Raw genomic sequence first — 24,860 nt, 5'->3', positions numbered from 1 at the left:
ACCCGTTCGCCTATTTTTCATACCTCGTTGTGACACCTGGTGTCATGGAGATTGATCATCAGATGCCGAGCAATGTATATCCCTTGCGAATAGCGTACTTCACAAGATCGGTGCTTTTTTTTACATTCAATTTTTTCATTATGTTGGAGCGGTGATGTTGAACCGTTCGCACGCTCACACATAAGAGATCGGCAATTTCCTTGCTTGATTTCGCCTCGGCTATGAGTTTCAAAACCTCCCTTTCTCTCGTTGTCAGGGATTCCGTAAGGGGTTCGGGCTCCGAGCCCCGCGAAGACTGGGTGATCAGCTGAGACATTTGGCTGGAAAGAAGGGGGGAAATATAAACATTCCCATTTCGAATACTTTTGATGGCGGCGAGCAGCTCGGTGTCCGTATCTTCTTTCAATATGTATCCGTCAGCGCCCTCCGCGAGGGCATAATACAGATATTCCTTGTCCTTATGCATCGTTAAAATCAATACCTTGACGAGGGGGTGGTTTTTTTTGATTTCCCGGGTCGCTTCTATCCCCCGCAGATTGGGCATGGAAATGTCCAGGATGATCATGTCGGGCGGGGATTTTTTCAAAAATTTCAAAAGTTCGAAGCCATCCTTGACTTCTCCTATCACCTTAATGTCGGAAGTCTCTTCGATAATCCTCCTGACTCCATCTCGAAACATCATGTGATCGTCAGCCAGGATAACGAGGTAAGGGCGCATTATTCATTTCCTTTTTGTTCTATGGGGATGGTGAAAGTTATACGGGTTCCTTCCCCTTTCCTGCTCCAGATATCCAATGAGCCTCCCAGCATGCGAACGCGTTCATCCATGGCGGGAAGGCCCATGCCCTTCTCTATGGCTTTCTTACCGGAGTGTTCCTGCAGGCAAAAACCTTTTCCATTGTCTTCGATGGTGGATAGAATGACGCCATTTATTTTCTTTGCCACAATGATGACAGAAGTGGCTTCGGCATGTTTGACGATGTTCGTAAGGGATTCCTGGAAAATTCGATAGATTGCAATCTCCATCTCTTTTGAAAAAGGCTCTTTTAGCCCCGAAATGTCAAAGATGCATTTGATCTTGTGGTGTCTCCTGAAGTCCTCGAAGAGCCATCGAAGAGCCGCAGAAAGCCCCAGGTCTTCCAGGATGGAGGGACTCAAGTCGCGAGAAAGCCGGCGTACATTTTCAATGATTTCATCCACGTACTGAAGAGTTTCTTCGCAGTCGTTCCGCAGGTCTTCCTGCCCCTCCTTCAACTGTCTTTCTATCAGCCGCACTCTGAGTTTGAGTACCATGAGGGCCTGACCCAGTTCATCGTGCAATTCTTTGGAGATGCGCCTGCGTTCTTTTTCCTGTGCTGAAAGAAGCTGCATGGAGAGAGAACGCAGTTTGTTCTCGGATTCCCTCAAAGCCTCTTCCGCCTGCATTTTGGCAATGACCGTGCCCATTTCGCGACCGATGGTCTGAAAAGTCCTTTTTTCCTCCGGCGTGAAACTGCGTTTATTCTTTCCAAACAGATGAACCGCTCCGATACAGCGAGTACTTGCAAAAAGGGGAATCAAAACAAAGCATTTGAATCCCTTTTGGTCTGAGCTATCCGGCAGGATGTCCGAAAGACTGTCCAGGAAAAGGGGCTTTTTTCTTCTATTGTGCAGATCACCTATTCGCGTCCTGCATTTGGGACGATTCAGTTGAGCCAGGAACTCCTCGGACAGCCCTTTTTGATGATGCAACTCTGTGAACTTTCCTGCTTCATTGGGAAGATAAATTCCCCCTCCATCGAAATGCATCAAATGAATCGTAGAATCCAGAAACTTCTCCAGAAGGCATTTGAGGTCAGGAGATTTATTTCCCCAACCGATGATCCGGTTGAGAAGATGAATCCTTTTCGCCCGCGCCTTGGACAGCAGCTCGGCGCGCTTTCCCTTCGTGATATCCAAACCCACGGCCTGGTATTCCACCAGATTGGATTGATCGTCAAAGATGGCTCGATCTGTCCATCTCACCCAGTGTATTTCCCCATCTGGAGCAACAATCCGGTGTTCTATGACCGCAACCGGTTTTTCCGGGGTCAAACAGGAAATATGTTTTTTCAATTTCGAGTGATCCGCCTCGGGCAGGTGATGCCAAAACTTGCTTCCGATCAGCTCTTCTCGGGATTCCCGAAAATAACGGCAATATGCCTCATTGACAAAAGTCAGGGTTCCATCCTGTGAAAAACGTGAAATCAGTTCCGTCTGATCTTCCACAACGGCACGATAGCGTGCCTGACTGTAGCGTACCGCCTCTTCAGCTTGTTTCCGGTCGCTGACATCATCGAAAACAGCAACAATCTCCCCCGATGGAAGCTTGAAGACATAGGTTTCGACCCATCGGTTCATACCTTTTGTATCGTGGAAAGAAACGGGATGATGCTCCGGGGTTCCGCTTTCCCAGACTCTTTTGAACACCTCGGGGATTCCCATTTCCTTTATCCTGGGAAAAACTTCCAGCGGACTTTTACCGACTAAATCTTCTCTCTTTACTTGTACGATCTTTTCACCTGCACGGTTTATATCTCGAAATATGAAATGGTTCTTCCCTTCCAGGAAATCGAACACAACCGCACCACTACTCATATGATTGAAAAACTCCCGGAATCTGGCTTCGCTCGCTTTGAGCTTTTCCTCGGATAACCTGGATTCGGTGGTGTCGATGGCGTAGTGAAGAAAAGTATTCGTATCGATGGGAATCCACCATACCTGCCAGATGCATCCGAACAAACTGATATTTGCCAGATGAAAAGCTTTCTTCTTGTCCAGAGCTTTGGCTGCCAGACAAAACGAACATCTGGTTCCGCCGGGAGGGAGCTGCCCCATATTCTTTTCGATGTATTCCTTGTCGACCTGAGGGATATATTTGCCCTTCGCGAATTCTCGCCAACAGAGCCCCTCAATCTTTGCGCCCATCCGAAGAGCGAGTTGGTTGGCAGCCAGAATCGTGAGATCTTTGCGAATGAGCATGGCGGGATGAGGCAGGCTCTCCAGGAGCAGATGGGGCATCCTGGCGATCTCTGACGAAGTCTTTATGGCGTGCTCGTGTTCGGAGACCTGGAACTCTCCCGAATATTCCCCGGTGAAGAAGTCCCCATCGTTTTTTGAAGCTTCCAGTACGTCCGGTGAAATGCCTGCCTTGGTTTCTCCCCCGGCCGTAGCTCCTTTATGGGGCTTGTTTGGGGGGATACCGGTATTTTCGCAAACGGATGTTTCCGTTGCAGCCACTTTACGCCGCAGCTCGACCAATTCGCTGATGAGCTGCTTTTTTGTCTTGAATTCATCACGCATACCGCGCCCGTCAAAATCTGGAAGAAAAAAGGATGTTTTTCCCAATGGAAAAATCAGGTGATGAGTGTAAGCCTTCTGCATCTCGATCAAAATAGGGCAAAATGCTACACTAAAAAGCTACACAAGCGTTTAATCAATACAGCAGAAAAAGATCCTGCGCAAAGCTTTTTGCAGCAACTTAGAGTTTCCGTATGGGAAGTGCCTGTGTTATGTGTTCCTCTGAATCGCAGAAATTGTCTCAAAATTCGTTCATACCGTCACCCTGGCGGAAGTCAGGGTCCAGCTCTATCGGGAATGCCTAGATTCCAGTTTTCACCGGAATGACGATCAGGGGTATTCAGACCGTTTTGAGATAGTCTCTTGGGAGTGAGGGGCGGGAACGCTTAATAAGGGAACCTTCCGGTTTTTTCGCCCGTTTGAGGACGATCAGATAAGAATTTCAATAAATTGGCGGTCAAGCACTCATACTGATGGCCCTGGTTTTGAGAGAGAACTGCATCAAGAATTGATATGTTGTATACGCCTGCGTTTTTTGCCATGGCCATTGCCAACTTGTGCAATCTGGCCAGTTTTGGGACTTTTTTTCTTTTTCCACTGTTCATATCGAATCACGGTGGGGATCAGGCCGATATCGGTGTCGTCATGGGGGCCTTTGCTCTTTCATCAGTGTTTTGCCGTCCCTCGATTTCCGAGATGATTGACCGGATAGGACGGAAAAGGAGTTTTTCCATCGGTTCGGTGTGCATGAGTGTCTGCCCTCTGGTTTATGTTTTTTTTCGAGGAGACTTGCCGTCTTTCTACGTTCCTCTTCTACTGATCCGTCTCATTCACGGAGTGGGTTTCGCCATTTGTCTGACCGCCGCATTCACCTATGTGGCGGACCTCATTCCTCCGAGACGTCTCAACGAGGGGATCGGCATCTTTGGAGTTTCAGGACTTTTGGGGACGGCGGTAGGTCCCATCATAGCCGAGGCCACTTTACGCTACGCAGACTTTCAGACCCTGTTTCTTGTGGCGGCCGGCATGTCCACCGTTGGGTTCCTCATCCATTTTCCCCTTTCTGAAACCTATGTGCACGTTTCGAAGATTCGATCGGGTTCCTTTTTTTCCGTCTTGAAGATGAGACGCATATTTTTTGTCGCTATCCTCTCCCTTCTATTCGGTTTTGGTCTGGCTGCTTCAAACAACTTCATTTCACCATTTGCCCATGAAAAGGGATTGCGTTTCATTTCCCTTTTTTATGTCGCCTACTCTTCGGCAGCTATTCTAACAAGGTTGTTCGGCGGGAGGTTGGGGGATCGATTGGGGGAAAAGCGCATTATCCCCTATGCGCTGCTCATCATGGGAGCCGGGCTTTTTTCCCTGATCTTTCTGCAGGGGGATCTGATGCTGCTGGTTTCCGGGTTTATGGCTGGATGCGGACACGGTTTTCTCTACCCTTCTTTGAACGTGCTTGCCATTCGAGGAGAACCGCCCCATATCAAAGGGAAAATAACGGGGGTCTTCACCGGAAGCATCGACGCCGGCGTATTCGGGGGATCGATCGTGCTGGGCTGTATTGGCCAATGGATTGGATTTCCCAGCCTGTTCATGGCGGCCGGATTTGCCCTTTTGTTGGCTTTTGGAATATTCGAACTGGAAGTGTTGACCAATCGATATGAAATGATTTCTCTGAAAAAAGAGAAATAGAGCCAATAATGAAAAAGGTACAGCTCTTTTTTGGAATGGTGAGAGGAGTGCGCTCAAACAGGATGGTAGCGCCGCCTTCCATGGCGGCGCTACCATCCTGAATCATTAAAGATTATTCATGTCGTTCCAGGTGTAAAACCCGGCTTGTACTGCCGGATCAATCCTCACCGATTTACTTTTCTCTGATCTGAAGTTCTTCAACCGCTGAGAGCCGCTGTTCCAGGATTTCCACCTGCCTTTTGAGGTCTTCCAGATCCTTTTTTCTTGCAAATTCGAGGTTTTCTACCCATTTTTTCATTGTATCGGTGGTTTTGACATTGAATTCTTCCCACTGTTTCTCGCCGGTCTTAACCATTTCATCCGCCAGTTTCTGGGATTCCTCTGTTGAGATTTTCCCTTCTTCTACCAGTCGATGAGTGATCTCTTCGATTTTTTCCTTGGTCAGTACAACTGCTCCGATTCCAGCCAGGAAGCCTTTCTTGATTAATTCCAACATGCGGTATTACCTCCTCATAAAATAAGTGGGTCAGCCCTGATTATGTTTTTGTACATAGAAAATAGAATGGCCATGTGATAAGGCTGATGAAAATGTACTTTGCACAAATCCGAATCTAGTCACGAAGGCGCAGCAAAGCAAGTAACCCTAAAAAACGCCGCCGTGAAGATGGTATTGACATTTTGTTTGTGAGGGCCGCTTACATGAGCCCTTTATGTGTGTACTTGATATGGAAGAAAATGCAACGAGCATAGACCATTGAAGGAGAATCGGATTCCTATGGAAGAGACCATTCGACAACTGATGATAGATCTGTTGTCCCTTGGAGAATACACGCAAAGGGAACTGTCTCAACTCCTCAAAATTCGGGAAAAGGAAGTTGCTGATCATCTGGAACATATCAGCAGAACCGTTTCAGCACATAAAAAGAAATTGATTGTTGTTCCAGCGACTTGCCTGGAGTGCGGGTTCTCATTTGAAAACAGAAGGCGTTTTTCCAAACCCAGCCGCTGTCCTCGATGCAAAGGGGAACACTTGCAGGATCCCCGGTACAGGATCACATGAGCAGGAATTTCATTGTCTTTAATGAGGGACCATGCCTGTTTCAGGCACTTTATTTGCTAAACTGAAATAACGTATTAACTCTCATGAGCGGAACGGTCACAACGAAAAATGAAAAAGGCAAAGAGATGCAAGCCAATATGGGAAGCGGGAAACGCTCTTGAAAAGCGATGTTATCATGAGCCATGAGCCATGAGCTATGAACCATGAGCCTTTTTTCATATAAAAAGGAGTCATTTCGTTTCGCCTTGTTGGGAAGTATGCTCACAATGAGTGAGCATTGCACGATGATCAAAAGTCGCAATTTTATCCGAGCAGAGTATAGTTTGAATCATCGATGACTTGAAGGAGGAAAAATGAGAAGAATCTGGTTGTTAGCTTTGTTTTTTGGGGCTTTCTGTTTGCTGGGAAGCGGAATCGCATTGGCTCAATACAATGATTATCAGAAAAAAATTATGGATCAACAGCGCAGGATCGATCAGGGAATAGCATCGGGACGTTTGACTCGCGGAGAGGCAAATCTTCTGCAGGATAACCTGAATGTCATAAAAATGAAATTGTCCCGTTATAAAGCTGATGGGCGTTTGGGGGCGAGGGAAAGGACGGAGCTTGATAGTTTGCTCGACCGAAATAGTGCGATGATCTATAAGGAGAAACACGATATATCCGGTTTTTACGATTCCGAATTTCAAAAGAGAATAGAGGATCAGCAACGGAAGATCGATCAGGGGATTATGTCCGGGAGCCTCACTCGCAGTGAGGCCGACACGTTGCAGGATAATCTCAACTGGATCAAGATGAGGTTTTCCAAATTGAGAAGTGACGGAATGCTTAATTTCCAGGAAAGAGAGCGGCTCGACAGGATGCTCGACCAAAACAACGCTATGATCTATAAGAACAAACACAATCTTCCCAGGCGCATTTATTGATGGTCTCGCAAGAAGCCCCTAAAGGCGTTATCTCATCATTCCGGCGAAAGCTGGAATCCAATGTTTTTAGTGACTTACAAAACTCTTGCCCCCCGGTTTTCACCGAGGTGACGACTTTTTATAAGTCCATCATTGATATCCGTTTGAAATGGTGTATCGCAGGGTTAGGCTTTTTTTTATGACTTATGAGAACATAAGGAGTAACGCCTATGGCGCTGAAGATATTCGTGACGGTACTGGCTTTGGCCCTCTTCAGTCTTACGGCATGTACCGTGGTTGAAAGAGGTCCGGTAGTTCGTGAGAGGCCGGCGCCCGCTTATGTTTCGAATATTCAGGTTCAGATCGATAATCAGCAGAGGAGAATCGACGAGGGCATTGCTTCAGGCAGCTTGACTCCATCCGAAGCGAATGTAGTTCAAGATAACCTGAACTGGATACGGAACCGATATGCTCGAATGAGATCGGATGGCTTGCTCACCCCGGCGGAAGAACGCAAACTTGAAAGAATGCTCAGAGAGAACAGCGATATGATCTACAAAAGAAAACACAACTTCCGCCGGCTTTATTGAAAACGATGTCAAGCGGGGCTGTACACTTTTAATATAACGGTCGCATTCCTCAATACGCCAGGCTTCCCAGGGAACGCATGATGAGAGTGAACCCCATGGCGAGCATGCCCATGAGTCCCATTCCACATGAAAAGCCGGCCAGGAGGACCGGTGCATATTGTCGCCAGGCAACTCCATATTTTTTCATGAAATAGTAGCGGCCCAGCAATGCCCCGATGATTTCAAGGAAAATGCCGTGGGGTGTGGATTGACCGAGCCCCCGGGTAACGCCGTAGATGAGCATGACGGGAAGCTTCAGGCTTGCCAGTGCCCAATAAGTGAGGATTCCAAGCCCCATGCCCAGGGCGACATAGTCGATATTGAGTGCATGGAAGAAAGGTGAATCTCCCTCCAGGGTGGCGCTCTGAAGGAGTAAAGTATTCAAGGCCTGCAAATGCCAGAGTTCCTGCGCATAGGGATACTGGTTGGAAGGTATGGGGGCCAGGCGCCAGATATACTGGGAAAAGAGGAGGCTGGCGATGAGCACTACCGGGATAACCAGAATTTCAGCCTTGATGATGCTCCTGAAGCTGGTGCCGGTCAGTTCGATTTCTCGCCATCGCTGGGTGGCTTTTCCATAATTGTGGAAAGGGATCGGGGCATACCATATTCCTATTCCGGTGTATCCAAAGAATTTTGAAGCTGCGATGAAACTTGCTTCCCTCACCATGGGAAGGCTTACAAACTGACCCGCAATGCCTTCCATTCGCGCGGAGACATAGGAAATGATGGGAGTATAGATGAATCCATACGCCACGAGAAAAATCCATGGAAATCCCGGCACCAGCCATGAGGAGAAAATGATGTAGGCTGTTGTGGAGGCTATATAAATGCCGATGGCAATCCAGATACTGAAGTCTCCCCGGCCCGGAGGAGGGGTAAAGAGCACTTTGAAACGTTCTTTAAGGGTTCCCTGGAGCTTCTGGCGAAAGCTGAAAAAAACGTGAAAGATACCGATTGCAGCTATGGCCAGACCCAGGCCTATGCCAAAACTCATATAAAAATCGAAGTTGTTGGCAAAAACCGTATCCACGGTTCCCATGCCCTTGTGCCAGCGGTGCAGAATGCCGTGCTCATAGAGAATGGGATTGGCTATAAGCGTGATAAGAAACCCGATCCCTCCTCCAATGACCGCCCAGAAGGGGAGGACCATGCCGATGAAAAGAAGGCCAAGGTCCAGTTGGATTCCAGTGGCCACTGCAGGAAGGAAACCTTCGGTCACGTGAGTGAGTTCGATCCAGGGAATGGGAAAAAGATGAATGGGTTCCGATAGGATGACGCCCGATGCTGCGGGAAGAAGCACATAGAGGGTTCCAAAGGCAAGGCCTATCATGGCTCCGATGGAAAAAACACGCCATTTCCAGCTTGTTTCGGCTCGATCCGCCGATTCGGCAAGTGCCATGTTCCCGAGTGCGCCCACTGGGGCCATGGGAAAGGGGAGTTTTTCCACATCCGAAGTGAGCCTGTAAAGCGCATAGCCCAGACCGAAGTGATCCACAGCCGAGATGATTTCGAATCCTATCATCAGAAGAATGGGGACCATCCAGTCTTTGTGGAAAAACGTCCGATCCAAAAGGGCTTCGGAGCCGGGAGGAGGAGCGATCCACGTGGGGATGAACTGGGTGAGCCCCAACATTCTCGCCGCTTCGGATTGAACAAGATATTGATTCCAGAGAAGGCCTGAAAAGGGTGAAGCCATGGCTGCGCCTGCCATGTAATAGAGTACGAATATTTCCTGCTGTCGCAATCGGGTGTACGAACGCTTAGCAATTTCGGCAAAAATAATGATCGTGACCCATCGGGCAGCAGGGCCCACTCCCGTACCGATCACCAGTCCGAGATACATGGAACCGGGCATCATCAGAAATCCGATGAAAAGAGCCCCAATGATGGATTTCCAGCCGAAGCCCTCTTCAAACTTTTCAGGGGATTTTAAAAGATCTCGATATTCCTTGAGTTCTTTATCTTCGTACATCCTCAGACCTTTCCCGAATGGTTCATGGCTGATGGTTGATGGAATAAAGCGAGTGCGTACTTGCGCCCTTTTCGTCTTTTCCGTGAAAGCGCATTGGTGCCAGGTTAAGGATTTGTTGTGTTTATCCCATCCCGAGCGATAACTTGCAGGGAATGGAGGTTTGATCTCCTGTTCATCATCTGAGAGCCTTACTCCATGCCGCTTTCTTAGCCTGACGCCACTATACCTTCGCGGGAGTGACGGGCGTGAATGCTGGAAAAATGTGACTGAGTGCCCATCAACCATCAGCTATGAGCCATCAGCTATGAACCACTACAATGGCAGGACGTGATAGCTGATGGAGGCAAAAAACCCAACCACCAACCAGATGACGGCCATAACCATGTCACCTACGATCAACCCGAAAAAAAGACCTCTCACTTCTTTGAAATGCCTCACTCCTCCATATCTCAAAACCAGGGTGTTGCAGAGCCATCCGATGAAAAAACCAAACCAGAGAATCTGCATAGCCGAACTGTATGTTGTGAGATATCCGATGGGGTGTAGAGGCCACCATATGAAGTGATGATATCCAAATACCAACAGCGCCATGACCACGGCACCGATCGTGCAAAAAACCATGCTCCAGTTCTTGTATTCCTCCGGGTGAGTCAGAAGCTGTGCGGCGTTTTCATGGATCCTTCGGGCCGTCTCGACTGCCCAGTCGTCGGGCAGGGTGTTGATACCGTACTTGTAGTAGAGACTGAGCATGGCCGCAAAGGAGATAATGAGTCCGAGGAGAATAGACCAGATAATCCCCCAGAGGAATCGTTTTTTGGGGCTGCTTCCATTGGAGAGTTTGGAGGAATGGAAAAGAGACGGCATAAGGGATTCCCTCATGTCCAGAAAGGCGACCTTTTGGACCACGAGGGAGAGGTAGAGAGTGAGGGGCGAAAGAATACGGGTGTTCAAAAAGGCAAGAAATCCATCGGAGGGAGCCAGAGCCAGAGTGAAGTAGGGAAGGCCGCCCTGGCAAACAAGTCTTGCGACCACCAACTGGATCATGAAGCAAACCGCCAGAAACAAAATGGTAGGCAGAAGGTCCATCCCGAAGAAATTCATCCAGGCAATGAGGCCGATGATGCCTCCCATAAAAAGAAAAAAAGCTGGGCGTGGGCCGAGAAAACCATGAAACCCTTCGGCAACATCGCTCTTTTGAAAGATGCCTCGCAAAACCATTCGAAGATGGTCCCTGGCAAGCCAGACAATGAAGAAAAAGAAGACGGCAAAAGCTCCCATCATTTGCATTTCCTCAACGCGGGAAAGCACCGGGCCGAAAGTGGTGCCGAGGGCTGCGGCAGGAAGCCGCCAGCCAATAAACTGCAGCAGGCCCGGTAAGAATCCCCCCATGATGAAGAATGCCCAGAAACTGAAGGAGACCTGCTTGGAGGCGAGGAAGGCAAAACCGATGAATGCCGGATAGATATAAATCTTGGCCTTATAAAATCCTGAAAGGAGCCCTTCCTTGGGGATGTAGGGCTGAGCGAGTATGAGAGTCGGTATTTGAGGGACCTCCGGGTAATAGGTATGTAAGCCGTTGAAGAGATGCAGGATGACGGGAATGCTGAATCCAACGATGAAGTGTTTCTGGGAAAAAAATTTCCACAGACTTCCCCGTTCCACCGTTTCGCCCATCATTTCCAGGACTCGAAGGAGCGGGAAGTTCATTTTTTCGTTTTCGATCCATTGGTGTGAGAAGAGCCCCACCATTCCAATGAAGGAGGCATACAGGAGGAGGACAAAAAGCCCCCACCAGAGCATGGGGAGAGCCCATGCATTCCAGGGGATGCGGGAGAGGATTTCCCACCAACTCATATCCAGCGCTCCATCCATTCCGCTGTAAAGCGTAGCGATCAGCTTTGAATCGGCGGGAAAAAGCGAAGGAGGTGCCAGAGGGGTGAGAATGTCCCCCACGTTGCCCGATGTCGTCGTGAACCATTTGGGAGTGGTGATATTGATGATAAAAGTCCGCATGAGTCCCGTATAGGCAATACCGGAAGCCGTGGTGATCATGCACCAGATGAGAAGCAGTTCTTGAAAATGGAAGGACCAGCTCTTTTTTACAACCCCCAGGAGCGGATTGATGGCCAGCAGAAGCAAGATCATGCAGGCAAAAGAAGCTAGAGGGAAATGGCCTCCAGCCAGCGGACTGTTCAAAAGCTTGACGTTATTATAGGGCGTGAATGCACAAACCAGCGACACAAGAACGAGGCCGACCATGAGGGCGGGCAAACGTACGGGAGACTCTCGCATACAGGATATTCCTCAGAGTGCAGTGTGCTGAATGGACATCGATTCCTATGGCCTCTAAGCACTGAAGGCCGATTTGGCTTCCTGATCCATGAGACGCCATAGGAGCATTTGTTTTCGAAGGGCCTTGATGAAATTCTTGTTGGCCCTCATCCATGCAGATTGTTCACCCGAAAGGCGAATCATTCGAATGGAAATTTCCAAATAACCCGGGTTTTCCGTCGATGGGCAGCAATGGAGCTGAATTCTCTGTTTGATGCCGAAATCAAAAGGAGCCAGCCATACGTTGGTTCGAATCATCGTGCAAACCGGGAGCGGCAATTCGCCTGGCCTTACCACGGGTGCGTCTTCGTCCAGGCTGACCTCGTCCACGGCAAAAACCCCATGAGTGATGTCTTCGTGGGCGATATAGAAAGCGTGGAGAAATCCTATGATCCCTTTTTCTTCCTCATGCTTCAACAGGAAAGGAAGATTCATGACAATGGTGTCCCCATCGGGTTCCGGAAGTGACCAGGAACGCTCCACATCGGGCATGGCGATTTCTGCAGCCATTCGTGCCGGGTAGAGAGCGGCCAGGAAAACCACGGAAAACACCAGAAACATGCATGCCACGCTTGCAAGTGAAGAATAATTGAAGGTCAGGGCGGAAAACAAAGCGGTATTGCCGAGGTACTTGGCGCTCATCTGCGCGAGGATGTAGCCGATTACGGTTGAGAGAACCGCGAGGGAAAGCGCTTCCACGATGAAGAGAAATCCCACATGAGTGGGGGCCAGTCCGACGGAAGTATAGGTTGAAATTTCCCTCTGCCGCTCGTGAACGTGGCCGATCATGGTGTTGAGGGTGATGAAGATGACAATCAGGATGGGTACGAACAGGTTGGTTACCCCCTGATATCTCACAGTGTTGCTCGCACTTTGAAACCAGGCGCCGTTGTCGCCCACAAAAAGCGGGAAGGTCAGCCAGGAGGAAAGCTGGTCGGCAATATCCGTGGGACTGGTTTCGGAATGGGGAAGGATGGTAACGGTCCTGAGCGTTCCTCCGTAATAGATACAGTCCTGAAAGGGGATGATGATGGTTGTGTCGGCGTTGGCAAATCGGAATCGCTCCGATTGAGGCAGCATTTCTTCTCCCGATTGCATCGCTTCGATTTCCACCTCGGAGAGTTCTTCGCTCTGGCTCCTTTCCATGTATGCCGGCGTAATGGGATTTTGGTCAAGGTCTTTTAGCGCTTCCAGTTGATTGCCGTCAAAGTAACCAATAACCCTGAATCTATCTCCAAAAAGACTGATTTCGATATCCAGGTCTTTTTGAGGATCGAGCTTCAGCTTTTCGGCTATGGTGAGAGACATTAGAAGCGCCTGTGTTTCCCGGGGCATGAACCAGCGGCCATAAAGCACAAGATCCTGAAACGGTTTGGGTGGAGTGTGCCCGACTCCCAGTACTCCCTCGACCGTGGCATTTGCATCCAAATGTTGAATTCGGGCGATGGTTCGGTCAGAGCTGTTGGAAGGTTCGATCCATCCTTTGGGCCACACCGCCGCCTCTGTATCGAAACTGGTCTGCATATCCTGCAGGGTGAGCAGCGTGAGGGGGAGTCGATACTGATGGCGGATGAGAACTCCCCGGTAGGGGTCTGTGGGGGCAATACGAGTGCGTGTGGTCGTGTGAATGCTCTTCACATTGGTAAAGGACATGACCGTAAAAGTCAGGATGATCAGAGTAATGCACGTCAGGCCCGTTCGAAGTTTTCTTCGGTTGAGGTTGGAGACTCCAATGGAAAACCCCGCTCCAAATGCCTGCCATTTGCTCACCTGAGGGGTCGCAGGGTGCGATCCTCCCATGAGAGAATGCTGGTTTGCCATTTCCTGTTCGAACCTCATGAAAATGATCCATGAAACCAAAATGGAAAGACCCACGATGAAAAAGGCGATGATGACCACCATGGGGCTGTAGGTAAGATAAAAAGCGGGATGCAAGGCCCTGATGATGAAGATCGTCATTACGAGAATCAGAAAAAAAGCTATGATTTGTTGATAGATGCTGCGGAAGCAAAAAAGATACCGCTCCATGCAATAGGCAAAGGGTACAAAGAGGGCGATGAAAAACATGACGCCCGTCAGAACATCCCTTTGGGTGCTTTCGATTTCTCCATAGACGACATCGAGTTTGGCCCAGGCGGAGTGCACTTTTTGCCAGAGGGGCCCGTATGAAGTATTCTGAAGATCCGCCTTGGATTCTTCCAACTGCTGAACTGATGTGGAATAGAGCGTCTGAAGATATCGATTGGTGATTCCGTGCTTGAAAAGGTTTTCAAGCCGCTCTCCCAAAAGAAGTTTCAGATCTCTTGCCACCTGGTAGGGCGGAAAAAACAGGATGGGAGGACTTCCTATGAGGAAACCCTTTCCCGTCGGGTTTTCCTCCGTGCTGTTGAGGAGAAAAAAGTCCTTGCTGAGCAGGGATTCGGACAGAATGAGTTTGAATCGTGTTCCTTTTTCGAGGAAAAGGGAGATGGCCTTGGTGTCCCGCCCGTCTATTCTGGAATACCAGTAGCGAAGGGGAGTGGCCTCAGTGGCTGCGTCCAGGAGCTGAACTTTGGTGAGATAACCCAGGTTTCTGGGATTGAATACCCCTACCACGTCCGTCTGCAGACAGTGGAACATGACCAGAGATGTGCTCGCCAGGTCGCTCTTCACTTTGATCCGGTAATTGATCTTTCCGGTCTGTGCCTTGTCCGCAGTCCAGGCGACCCGACCCGTCTTGGGATCCAGACCGTAGGGTTCGAGAATGAGTTTTTCCAGCGACACCCGTTTGTTGGCCAGTCCCGGGATAAAGAAAGTGCCATCCTGAAACACCATGGCCCTGAAAATGGAATCCCCCTGCAAAACAGAGATGATGGTGTCCGGTGCGGGCTGGTCGGGAAAGAGCTCTCCCTGCCGAATAAACTTGGCCTGCCCTTCCAGGCTGGCTAAGCCGCGGACTCCCTCTTCCGACATGGTATGGAGACCCGGATAAGAGAGAAGTTCCTGGAACAAGGGAGCCAGAAAACGTGACAGGATTTCAACATTTTTTTTGTTGACCCGGTCCAGCGTGTCCTGAGGGGTGGTCCAGCATGTGCGATAGTCGTCGAGGGTCATGAGGGAAACAGCGGGCAAACCGGCCAACGCTCCCACATCGCAACAGGGATGATTTATGGAAGAAGATTTGCCGAAGCCGCCCTCCGGCGAACCCCCTCGAGTCGTATCTCTAATGATGTTGGGAAGCCCTGTGTTTTCAGCAACTCTGGAACCCAGCAGGTTCAACAGGTTGACGAGCCTGCCTGCCCTCATCATTCTCCGAACGGTTTCTCGAACAGGGTAAGTGTCCCCCAGTTCTACCAGACCGATGGTGGAAGAGTGGGAGGAGAGGTAGAGGCTTAAAAAGAAAACGGGCTTATATTCGTCTATGATGTTCCTGAGAGCGATGGTGGATTTGAGGACATCACGTCTGTTTTTCAATTCCTTCCGATATTTTTTGAGGTCCGGGACCGCTTCCTTTACGAGTTGTAGGGCAAGGATGCGCTGGTCCGACGTCATTTCACTCATTTCAGAAAGCCAGGAGAGACGGCGGTATGCTCTCGCCGCTTCTATGTCTTCCTGAACATCCTCCTGAGAAAGCATCTTGCGGTATTGAACCTCCCTGGTGAGAGCATCCGCCTTGTCCCTGGCCTTTTCAAGGGTAAGATTCCAGAGAAGTTCTTGTTCCTGAAGTTCCTGCACGGAGAAAGGGTCTGATCTTCGCAAAATGTCCAACTGCTGATCCACTTCTTTCTTTTTTGTCTGCAGTTGTTTGCTGTCCTTTCTCAGAAGTTTCTTTCGGGTGGTAACGGACCAGATGAACTGCCTCATACCGGCGAGACTTTGCCCGTTTCCGGTAGTGGCGAGGAAAAGAACTGTCCGATCGGGCGGATTTTGGGCCAGATGCTGCGCCAGAGTCAGCAGGACGGCGATGGAGGTGGCTTCATCGGCTCCAGGCGCAAGGCCGAGGATCGGCGAGGATGCATCGTAAAAAGCGTCCAAAACGATCAATTCTTTGCTGAGCTTGGGGTCTTTTCCCGGAACAAAGCCATAGCAATTGCGAACCATCTTGTTTTCCCACCGGGCTTCGGACTTGACGACGGCTTCAACTTTCTTTTCTATGGCAAGGGCTTTGAGCTTTTCTGCTGTTTCATGAGAAACCCAATACCGGGGAAATGCAATGGGAGTGGGAGTGTTTTTCTCACGATACTCTCCGGCGTTCGCATTTTCTTCACCGAGATAGATGAGGGCGTGAGCGCCGAGCATGGAGGCGTTGATCCAGTTGCCGTAGGAAGCCATATCCATAAGCACGATGCTGCCCTTAATTTCTTTTCCGTTGAGATCGTTGAGGTTTCCTTCTCCAACGTACACGAGAGGGCCCCGCAGGCCCTCTTCCTGAGTCCTGGGAAGGTAGGCCATGTTGGGTCCCCAAGGATAGACCTGCACTTTTTCGCCCGAGACTTCCAGGGATGCAGAAACGACTTCGGCAATGGGAGTCAGAAACTTCTGGACTCCCACATTCGAAAGTCCGGCTTCTTCGAAAGACTTCAAAATATAATCTGCAGCCTCCTCACTGCCGGGACTTCCCGTCGAACGGTCGGTGATGCTTGCGAAAAAAGAGAGATCATCCATAACCTGCCGGGCGCGGGCGTCCGATGCTGCTCCCATCGTCAGAAAAAGAAGCGCGTAAACCAGCACAAGGGGCGAGCTGTGAAATTTTTTCCATTTCCTGTGCATGATTGTCAAGCCACCTCCCCCACGGAGATCTTCAATTTCTCACGTTCTTCGACCCGGTCGATCTGCCCGTCACGAATCCATACGACCCTATCGGAAACATTCAACATCTTGATATCATGTGTAGCGGAGATGATGGTCACGTTTCGCTCGGTCGAAAGCTGTTTCAGGAGGGTGATGATTTCTTCGCCGGTTGTGAGATCGAGGTTTCCGGTGGGTTCATCTGCCAGGATAATTGCGGGGTCATTGGCTAGAGCCCGGGCTACGGCCACCCGTTGCTGTTGTCCCCCGGAAAGTTCGGACGGCTTGTGATTGTAGCGTTCAGCGAGCCCCACCATTTTCAGGAGATTCATTCCCTTTTCGAGGTATTCGTCCCGGTTCATGCCTGCAAAAATCATGGGCAATGTTACGTTCTCGATAGCTGTCATCACCTGAATGAGATTGAACGTCTGAAAAATATATCCGATCTTCCGGCACCGAAGCCACGCCAGTTCGTAAGCGTCCAGTTGAGCCACATCCACCTCGTCGATAAAGACACGGCCGGTGGTCGGTTTGTCGAGAGCTCCGATCATGTTGAAAAGAGTGGATTTCCCGGAGCCGGAAGGACCCATGATGGAAAGGTATTCACCGGCCTTGATGGCAAAATTGATTCCTTTCAATGCCTCGACCTGGATGTTTCCCATCCTGAAGACCTTCGTCACATCGGAAAGTCTAACCACATTATGTACAATTTCCCTTTCCATACTTTGACCTCTGGGAACCTTTAGGAATGACGCTTCATGCGGCATTGTCACATTAACCACGGAGACACGGAGAACACAAAGATTTCATTTGAAAGTCTTTCCCTGTGCCCTCTGTGTCTCCGTGGTTCAAATGAAATTTGATAATGTCAAGTTAATAACGCTTCATGAATTAGAGAAAAGTCGTGCAGCAGGAAGAAAGGCGGCTCCAAACATTCTGTAATGCTGTTGATATACTGTGAACGGGTTGAAACCTTAAAAAAGTCGGGATCTCACCCCCGCGAAGTATATCCGAAGTTATTGCTCGGTTCTCAAAGCCTCGGCGGGTTGCATTCTTGCAGCCACGAGAGCGGGATAGATGACTCCAAGTAAAGAGAGGAAATCTGCGAGAATCACCCCCCAGCCGATAGTTTTTAACATTGCCCCAAAAGGCCACCAGCGAAAGGCCGCCCATCCCGCCTTAAACGAGATGGACACGGTGGCTACGATGATACCCAGTATGCTTCCGGAAAAACCTCCAAGAAGGCCCTGGTAAATCGCCTCGAACACAAAAATGCGGACGACGAAACTGTCCAGGGCACCGAGGCACTTGAATGTGCCGATTTCTCGAAACCGCTCGGTAACGGCCATGAGCTGCGCATTGACGATTCCCACGACGCAGACCATGAGTGAGAGAATGGCGAGCCATGTGTCTTTGGGGCTGGTGCCGAAGCGACCACCCGTGAGTTCATAGCCACTGGCAAGAATGCTTTCCTGAAGAGAGCCGTCAGCATGGGGCCAAATAGAGTTGAGAATCTCGTAGCCCGACCGTATATAGGTGACAAAGGCAACGGCAAGGGTGAGGGTGAGGGTAGTGATGAGGGTTCGAAAGAAACGTACCCGTATGGAATTGAAAGAGATCTTTATCACCTGAGTCCAGGGCAGGACGACTTGTCTTTGTACGGACTTTGGCACTGGTATCCACCCTTGCGAGTAAAACGACCACTTGCAGTAAAGTCATAGGGGCGAGAAAAGATAAAATGCGGTCTTTCCCGCCCGGTTTGGGTTTGTTCCGCATGATGTTTTGTTCGCGCCGGTCATCCCCTATGCGCATCAGGATTCGGACCGAAATGAAATATGCAAAATCGGATATTTTGAATCAGGGAAGAACAAATTAAATATTAATGGCTGTTTCTCATTTTTTCAACCCAAACGGTTTTTTCATGGAGCAACGCAAAAAAGATTCAAGTTTGGAAAGGAATAGCGCGATATTCAAAACGGTTGAGTAAACCCTCCACGAATGTTTTTACAATGAGCATATCTTCCAATGAACTTTGAGATCAGGAACAAGAGATGAATCTTCGAAAAAAAACGCTCCTCACTGTCGCGTTTACCAACGGCCTTCTTGTGGCGGTTCTCTACGCAGCTTCTCAGTTCATTATCCTGCATGGATTTTCCATACTGGAAAGAAGGTACAGCGAACAGAATGTGCAGCGGGTTCAGGAGCAGATCTCTGAAAGTGTCGCCACGCTGAACAGTAAGACCGGCGACTGGGCGAACTGGGACGACAGCTATGATTTCATGGAAAGTGAGGACCCTGAATTCATCAAAACCAATATGCCCGACAAGTCCTTCGTGGAACTCAAAGTCAATCTCATCGCGTTCGTCCATCCTTCGGGCCGCATGGTTTTCGGGAAGGCTTTCGACCTGGAGGAAGAAAAGGAGGTTCCCTTTCCTGGGAGCCTTACGGAACACTTTTTTTCCGGAGGTCTTCTTTTGCAGCATACTGATGCCAAAAGCAGTCACAACGGTCTTCTCCTTCTTCCCGAAGGGCCGCTCCTCATCAGCTCCCGCCCCATTCTCGACAGTGCTGGTAAAGGCCCCATCCGCGGAACCCTTATGATGGGACGGTATCTGGATGGTGCCGAGTTGAAACGGATTGCGCAGCGAACCCACCTGGAATTGCAGATCGATGATAGCCGGATGGTCGATGATGCATCTTCCATATGGCAGAGGCTTTTGAGGGAAGATAACGGCATCCTCGTGGTGACTTCGGGGGTGGATGACATCGCGGGATACATGCTGTTGAAAGATATCTACCAGAAGCCCGCACTGACGGTGCGGGTGGGCATGCCCCGGGATATCTATAGGCAGGGCCGTACAAGCGTGAACTATTTCATCCTGTTTCTTCTGGCAGCGGGGCTGGTTTTTTGTGCCGTCGTCTTCTTTGCCTTGGAAAAAACGGTTCTTCTGCCTTTGAGGCGTCTCAGCACCGATGTGGATGCCATTGCAGCCAAGGGGGAACTCTCGGACCGGGTGGTCTTTTCGGGGAAAGACGAGCTCTCCCGCCTTGGCGGTAAGATCAACGATATGCTGGAATCCCTGGAAAAATCCCAGAGCCAACTTCGCACCAGCGAGGCGCGCTACCGGGCCATCGTGGAAGACCAGACGGAAATGATCTGCCGGTTTCTCCAGGATGGGACGCTCACTTTTGTCAACGAAGCCTATTGCCGCTGTTTCGGCAGGAGCCCGGAACAACTGGTGGGGAAAAATTTTACCTCTTTTGTTGACGAACAGGATCGGGAGATCGTGGAAAGTCATTTGAATTCCTTTGGCCCTGCGAATCCTTCCGGGACTTGTGAATATCGTGCTTTGAGCTTGGAGGGTGGAACAAGATGGCACCAGTGGACCATCCGGATGATTCTCGATGAAGAAGGCCATTTCAAAGAATTCCAGTCGGTGGGTAGGGACATCACCGAGCGAAAGCGGGCGGAAGAGGAACTCTTGAAAGCCAAGGAGGAAGCCGAGGCCGCCAACCGTGCCAAATCGGACTTCCTGGCGCGCATGAGCCATGAAATCCGCACCCCCATGAACGGCGTGCTCGGCATGGCAGATCTGCTGCTCTCGACTAGCCTCAGCAAGGAGCAGCGCCGTTTTGTCAATACCGTCCGTTTTTCTGGAGAAACCCTCCTTGCCCTCCTCAATGACATCCTGGATCTTTCGAAAATAGAGGTGGGCAAACTGGAATTGGATCAAACGGATTTCAACCTGCACGAAACCGTGTACGATATCACGGACCTCCTGGCGGAATCGGCACATAAAAAGCAGATCGAACTGGCATGTTACATATCTTCCGATATCCCAATTTATCTGAGGGGTGACCCTCACCGGTTGAGACAGATCCTCACCAACCTGCTGGGCAACGCCATTAAATTTACGGATAGGGGGGAAGTCGTCATTCGGGTGGAAAAAGAGGAGGAAACCGACGGGAAGGTTTTCCTCCGCTTTGAGGTGAGCGATACAGGAATCGGCATACCGAGGGAAGCTCAGGAGCACATCTTTGAAACCTTTTCCCAGGCTGATGGGTCTACCACAAGAAGGTACGGAGGATCGGGCCTCGGGCTCGCCATTGTAAAGCAGCTCAGTACGATGATGGGAGGGGGCGCGGGAGTCAGCAGCGAACCCGGTCGGGGATCTACCTTCTGGTTTACGGCCTGCCTTGAGAGTTCCTCCCTCGAGGATGCGTCCGTGTTCCAGTGCGCTCCGGAGTTTTCGGAGTTGCATGTGTTGATTGTCGATGACAACGCTACCAACCGCAGCATTCTGAAACATCAACTGGACCAGGCAGGAATCAGGAATGATGAGGTGAAGAGCGGACCCGAGGCACTCAAATTCCTGCGTAACGCCGCCGAGCGGGGCGCTCTCTGTGACGTGGTGCTGCTCGATATGATGATGCCCGGCATGAATGGCCTGGAGCTGGCGCAATCCATCAAGGCCGATCCCTCCCTGTCGGGACTGAGGCTCATCATGCTCGCCTCCGGCGGCTCCGAGGGTGATTCGGAGAAATTCCTTCAAACGGGTATCGAAGCCTATCTGACCAAGCCCGTCCGCCAGTCTCAGCTCTATACCTGTCTTGCTGCTGTAATGAATAGTGACGGGGCGGAGCCTTCAGCGGATGGAGAAGGGAGCAGCTGCCAACCGGCGAGTGAATGTGCACTTGAGGGGCTCGTTCTTCTTGCCGAGGACAACCTGGTCAACCAGGAAGTCAGCAGGGGAATGATCGAGCGCCTGGGATGTCGGGTGCATGTTGTCGAAAATGGGTTGGAGGCCCTTCGGGCGTTGGAAGCACACTCTTATGATCTTCTCTTTATGGATTGCCAGATGCCCGAAATGGATGGGTATGAGGCGACTCGCAGGATCAGGGAAAATGAAGCCCTGAAACAGTCGGGAAACGGAAAGTTTCGCCCCCTCCCCATTGTCGCTTTGACGGCTCACGCCATGGACGGGGAAAAAGACCATTGCCTTTCCGCAGGGATGGATGACTATTTGAGCAAACCCTTCACGATGCAACAGTTGCGAGGGGTAATGGAGAAGTGGCTGCCGAGGCCGGTAAGTGAGGATTCTTCTCCTGAGAAAGCAGCTCCGTTGGGGGACGTTTCATCCTCGGATGCTCCTCCCGTAGATGCGGAATCCCTCTCTGGACTTTTGAACCAGAGAATGCTTGACAACATCCGCGCCCTCGAACAGGGGGGTACGCCCGGCATTTTGAAAAAAATCATCGACGTGTACCTTTCCAGTACTCCGGCCCAGCTCGATCTTCTGGAAGAAGCCGCTTCCCGAGAAAGTGCGGCGGAAATTCGAAACATCGCTCACAGCCTGAAATCTTCAAGCGCCAATCTGGGAGCGACCGCTCTTGCCGAAAAGTGCAAGGAACTCGAGGCCATGGCACGCAATGGCGAGGTGGAAGGGGCGGTCCCTCTGGTGGACATTATCAAGAAAGAATTCAAGAAGGCAAAGTTGGCCCTGGAAAATGAAATGACGAGGGATGCCCATGAATGATCTCTCCCCGGACATGGAAAAAGCCTCGGTTCTGGTGGTAGATGATGAGCTGACCATGCGTTTTTTGCTGCGGGAGGCTCTTCAGCAGGGCGGCTTTTCTGTGGAGGAAGCCGCCAATGGGCAGGAGGCCCTTGCCCGGTTCAAATCTTCGAAGCCGATGATCGTGCTGCTGGATGTCATGATGCCTGTAATGGATGGATTCGAAGCATGTGCGGCCATTCGAAAGATGCCTGCCGGGGAACATGTCCCCATCCTCATGGTGACCGGGATGGATGATATTGAATCCATCAATCGTGCCTACGAAGCCGGCGCCACGGACTTTGTCACGAAACCCATCAACTGGATCATATTGAGTGAACGGGTGCGCTACATGCTGCGGGCGAGCCAGGCCGTTGAACAGCTCCGCAGAAGTGAGGCGAGCCTGGCCGAGGCCCAGCGCATCGCCCGCCTGGGGAGCTGGAAGCTCGATGCAAGGAGGAACGAGTTCCACTGTTCGAATGAAACGGGCAGGATCTGCTGCCTGCCGGAGGGCGAGCTTGTTCTTCGCTATGAGGATTTCCTGAGCCGGGTGCACCCCGATGACAGGGACGCCGTCTGCAAATTTTTCAATTCCGCCTTGTACCATGGGAAGTCCGCCAATTTCGATCATCGCATCCTTCTACCCGATGGAAGGGAACGCATCGTTTTTCAGAATGTGGCCGTAGTTTCCAATGAAGGCGGAACCGCTGTGGAAGTTACGGGAACCATACAGGATATCACCGAGCGCAAACAGGCGGAGCTTCTGGAAGCCGCACGAAACAGAGTGCTCGAGATGGTCATCGGCAGCCACTCCCTCAAGGATATCCTTGCGCAACTTGTTGAAATGGTGGAGAGCCAGAGAAACGACGCCCTCTGTTCAGTTTCCCTTTTGCGCGGAAAACAGCTCTTTATAGGATCTGCCCGGGGATTTTGCGAGGATTTTGTCAAGAACATGGACGGACTGGAAATTGGCCCCAGGACGGGATGCTGCGGGTCAGCGGCCTATTTCGGCCAGCCCGCAGTGGCTGCGGATATTGAAAAAAGTCCTCTATGGGAAAAATATCAACACTTGGCCGTAGCGCATGGACTCAGATCCTGTCTCTCCGTGCCGATCCTTTCAGGAAAGGGTCAGACCTTTGGCACGGTCGCCCTCTATTACCATAGACCGCATCGTCCGGCGGATTCGGATTTCAGACTCCTGGAGATGGCGAGCAAACTGGCGGCCATCGCCCTGGAACAAAGGCAGTTGGCCGAGCGGCTGGCGCATCAGGCGCATCACGATGCTCTCACAGGGCTCCCCAACCGGGTCTTGATTGCCGACCGTCTGGAACATGCTCTCAACCGGACCATGCGCTACGGCGGCAAAATCGGTCTGCTCTACATCGATCTGGACCGTTTCAAACATATCAACGATTCCCTGGGGCATCATATAGGGGACCAACTGCTGAAAGAGGTGGCTGAGCGACTGGAGAATTGCACGAGAAAAAGCGATACCCTGGCGCGCATGGGGGGAGATGAGTTCATGGTGGTTCTGGCCGATATCCGTGAGAGGGGGGATGCTGCGAGAACGGCACAAAGAATTCTGGACACCATGGAGAAACCGTTCATTCTGCAGGGCCGCAAACTTCACATTGGGGCAAGCATCGGCATCAGCATTTCGCCCGATGACGGACAGGATGCGACGACTCTCCAAAGAAGTGCCGATATCGCCATGTACCATGCCAAGAATCACGGAGGAAACCGCTACCGGTATTTTACTGAAGATATGAATGCCGTGGTTATCGAGCGACTGGAGATCGAAAACGAATTGCGAAAGGCCATAGAACGCAACGAATTTGAACTTCATTATCAGCCGCAGTACGAACTGCCGGAAAGGAAAATGATCGGCGTCGAAGCCCTCATTCGCTGGAATCATCCGGAAATCGGCCGCCTTCCTCCCGAGAGGTTCATTCATATCGCTGAAGAAACCGGACTGATCGTTCCCATCGGCAACTGGGTGTTGCGGGAAGCGTGTAGGACCAATGCGGATTGGCAGAGGCAGGGCTTTGACCCCTTCAGGGTTGCCGTCAATGTGTCGGTGGTGCAGTTCATGGAATCCGATTTTGTTCAGCAGGTGTCTCTGATCCTCGAAGAGACGGGACTTGAACCCCGCTGGCTCGAACTGGAGCTGACGGAGAGCATTTTCATGAAGGACCACAAGAGGGTGGGGATGCAGCTGACGGAGCTTCGTAACTTAGGAGTGACCATAGCCATCGATGATTTCGGGAATGGTTACTCGTCCATGTCTTACCTGCAGAGGCTTCCGGTGGATTGCTTGAAAATCGATCAATCCTTCATCCAAGATCTGGAAAATCGAAAAAGTGATTCGGAACGTTCAAAAACACTCATCAAAGCTTTCGTCAATCTGGCAAGCAATCTGGGGGTGAAACTCCTGGCTGAGGGAGTGGAGACTCAGGAACAATCTCAGGTTTTGAATGAAATGGGATGCAGGCTGGGGCAGGGCTTCCTTTACAACTTCCCAATGACGGCGGATGAAATTGAATCGATCTGCAAAAAAGAGAACCGCTCACTCAACCTCGGGATGAATGAGCAAAGGGGCTGACGTGCTTGTTTGCTGTATTTTTCATG

General features: G+C 50.6%; 14 protein-coding genes. 6 read left to right on the top strand and 8 right to left on the bottom strand.

Going from position 1 to position 24,860, the window contains the following annotated elements; translation table 11 throughout:
* Positions 1-58: 58 nt before the first annotated feature.
* Positions 59-718, bottom strand: a complete 660-nt coding sequence (locus QMG16_RS05650) for a response regulator (protein WP_281792864.1) — start codon at positions 716-718, stop codon at positions 59-61.
* Positions 718-3,321 carry a PAS domain S-box protein gene (locus QMG16_RS05645; protein ID WP_281792862.1) on the bottom strand — a complete coding sequence of 868 codons (2,604 nt, stop codon included), beginning with the start codon at positions 3,319-3,321 and terminating at the stop codon, positions 718-720. Before QMG16_RS05645 ends, QMG16_RS05650 begins: the two co-directional genes overlap by 1 nt.
* A gap of 510 nt (positions 3,322-3,831) precedes the next feature.
* Here QMG16_RS05645 and QMG16_RS05640 point away from each other — a divergent pair.
* Positions 3,832-5,010: an MFS transporter gene (locus QMG16_RS05640; RefSeq protein WP_281792860.1), complete on the top strand. Its 1,179-nt coding sequence runs from the start codon at positions 3,832-3,834 to the stop codon at positions 5,008-5,010.
* Between the two features lie 172 nt (positions 5,011-5,182).
* Here QMG16_RS05640 and QMG16_RS05635 read toward each other — a convergent pair whose 3' ends face one another.
* On the bottom strand, positions 5,183-5,506 hold the full coding sequence (locus QMG16_RS05635) for a phasin family protein (RefSeq protein ID WP_281792858.1): 324 nt from the start codon (positions 5,504-5,506) through the stop codon (positions 5,183-5,185).
* Between the two features lie 279 nt (positions 5,507-5,785).
* On the opposite strand from QMG16_RS05635, the gene QMG16_RS19730 reads away from it, so the two are divergent.
* From QMG16_RS19730 to QMG16_RS05625, 3 genes are all read left to right on the top strand, one after another.
* Positions 5,786-6,070, top strand: a complete 285-nt coding sequence (locus tag QMG16_RS19730) for a transcriptional regulator (protein WP_444979686.1) — start codon at positions 5,786-5,788, stop codon at positions 6,068-6,070.
* A gap of 353 nt (positions 6,071-6,423) precedes the next feature.
* Positions 6,424-6,996 (top strand): hypothetical protein, encoded by a 573-nt coding sequence (locus tag QMG16_RS05630; RefSeq protein ID WP_281792856.1) that lies wholly within the window; start codon positions 6,424-6,426, stop codon positions 6,994-6,996.
* 209 nt (positions 6,997-7,205) lie between these two features.
* Entirely contained in the window at positions 7,206-7,565 is a 360-nt protein-coding gene (locus QMG16_RS05625; protein WP_281792854.1) for a hypothetical protein, read from the top strand.
* 49 nt (positions 7,566-7,614) lie between these two features.
* Here QMG16_RS05625 and QMG16_RS05620 read toward each other — a convergent pair whose 3' ends face one another.
* The 5 genes from QMG16_RS05620 to QMG16_RS05600 all read right to left on the bottom strand — a co-directional run bounded on the left by QMG16_RS05620 (position 7,615) and on the right by QMG16_RS05600 (position 18,350).
* The gene (locus QMG16_RS05620) at positions 7,615-9,579 is read right to left on the bottom strand and encodes an OPT family oligopeptide transporter (RefSeq protein WP_281792852.1); all 1,965 of its coding nucleotides are present in this window, start codon (positions 9,577-9,579) and stop codon (positions 7,615-7,617) included.
* A gap of 312 nt (positions 9,580-9,891) precedes the next feature.
* Positions 9,892-11,871, bottom strand: a complete 1,980-nt coding sequence (locus tag QMG16_RS05615) for a DUF6785 family protein (RefSeq protein ID WP_281792850.1) — start codon at positions 11,869-11,871, stop codon at positions 9,892-9,894.
* Between the two features lie 54 nt (positions 11,872-11,925).
* The gene (locus tag QMG16_RS05610) at positions 11,926-16,659 is read right to left on the bottom strand and encodes an FtsX-like permease family protein (RefSeq protein ID WP_281792848.1); all 4,734 of its coding nucleotides are present in this window, start codon (positions 16,657-16,659) and stop codon (positions 11,926-11,928) included.
* A gap of 5 nt (positions 16,660-16,664) precedes the next feature.
* Complete coding sequence (locus QMG16_RS05605) at positions 16,665-17,399, bottom strand: ABC transporter ATP-binding protein (protein ID WP_281792846.1); 735 nt, start codon at positions 17,397-17,399, stop codon at positions 16,665-16,667.
* A 294-nt stretch (positions 17,400-17,693) separates the two neighbouring features.
* Positions 17,694-18,350 (bottom strand): ABC transporter permease, encoded by a 657-nt coding sequence (locus QMG16_RS05600; protein ID WP_281792844.1) that lies wholly within the window; start codon positions 18,348-18,350, stop codon positions 17,694-17,696.
* Between the two features lie 378 nt (positions 18,351-18,728).
* On the opposite strand from QMG16_RS05600, the gene QMG16_RS05595 reads away from it, so the two are divergent.
* On the top strand, positions 18,729-22,214 hold the full coding sequence (locus QMG16_RS05595; RefSeq protein WP_281792842.1) for a response regulator: 3,486 nt from the start codon (positions 18,729-18,731) through the stop codon (positions 22,212-22,214).
* Positions 22,207-24,834, top strand: coding sequence for an EAL domain-containing protein (locus QMG16_RS05590; protein ID WP_281792840.1), 2,628 nt, complete (start codon positions 22,207-22,209; stop codon positions 24,832-24,834). The genes QMG16_RS05595 and QMG16_RS05590 overlap by 8 nt, the downstream gene beginning before the upstream one ends.
* Positions 24,835-24,860 lie beyond the last annotated feature (26 nt).

It is taken from the genome of Desulforhabdus amnigena (assembly GCF_027925305.1).
In the GTDB taxonomy this organism is placed as follows: domain Bacteria; phylum Desulfobacterota; class Syntrophobacteria; order Syntrophobacterales; family Syntrophobacteraceae; genus Desulforhabdus; species Desulforhabdus amnigena.
Note: the sequence above shows the minus strand (reverse complement) of the source record. Positions and strands in the feature narration are given on the sequence as shown.

Coding starts and splice junctions, on each gene's coding strand:
- QMG16_RS05650 (WP_281792864.1), bottom strand. CDS start 718: ATGCGCCCTTACCTCGTTATCCTGGCTGACGATCACATGATGTTTCGA.
- QMG16_RS05635 (WP_281792858.1), bottom strand. CDS start 5,506: ATGTTGGAATTAATCAAGAAAGGCTTCCTGGCTGGAATCGGAGCAGTT.
- QMG16_RS05630 (WP_281792856.1), top strand. CDS start 6,424: ATGAGAAGAATCTGGTTGTTAGCTTTGTTTTTTGGGGCTTTCTGTTTG.
- QMG16_RS05645 (WP_281792862.1), bottom strand. CDS start 3,321: ATGCGTGATGAATTCAAGACAAAAAAGCAGCTCATCAGCGAATTGGTC.
- QMG16_RS05615 (WP_281792850.1), bottom strand. CDS start 11,871: ATGCGAGAGTCTCCCGTACGTTTGCCCGCCCTCATGGTCGGCCTCGTT.
- QMG16_RS05640 (WP_281792860.1), top strand. CDS start 3,832: ATGTTGTATACGCCTGCGTTTTTTGCCATGGCCATTGCCAACTTGTGC.
- QMG16_RS05595 (WP_281792842.1), top strand. CDS start 18,729: ATGAATCTTCGAAAAAAAACGCTCCTCACTGTCGCGTTTACCAACGGC.
- QMG16_RS19730 (WP_444979686.1), top strand. CDS start 5,786: ATGGAAGAGACCATTCGACAACTGATGATAGATCTGTTGTCCCTTGGA.
- QMG16_RS05590 (WP_281792840.1), top strand. CDS start 22,207: ATGAATGATCTCTCCCCGGACATGGAAAAAGCCTCGGTTCTGGTGGTA.
- QMG16_RS05625 (WP_281792854.1), top strand. CDS start 7,206: ATGGCGCTGAAGATATTCGTGACGGTACTGGCTTTGGCCCTCTTCAGT.
- QMG16_RS05605 (WP_281792846.1), bottom strand. CDS start 17,399: ATGGAAAGGGAAATTGTACATAATGTGGTTAGACTTTCCGATGTGACG.
- QMG16_RS05620 (WP_281792852.1), bottom strand. CDS start 9,579: ATGTACGAAGATAAAGAACTCAAGGAATATCGAGATCTTTTAAAATCC.
- QMG16_RS05610 (WP_281792848.1), bottom strand. CDS start 16,659: ATGCACAGGAAATGGAAAAAATTTCACAGCTCGCCCCTTGTGCTGGTT.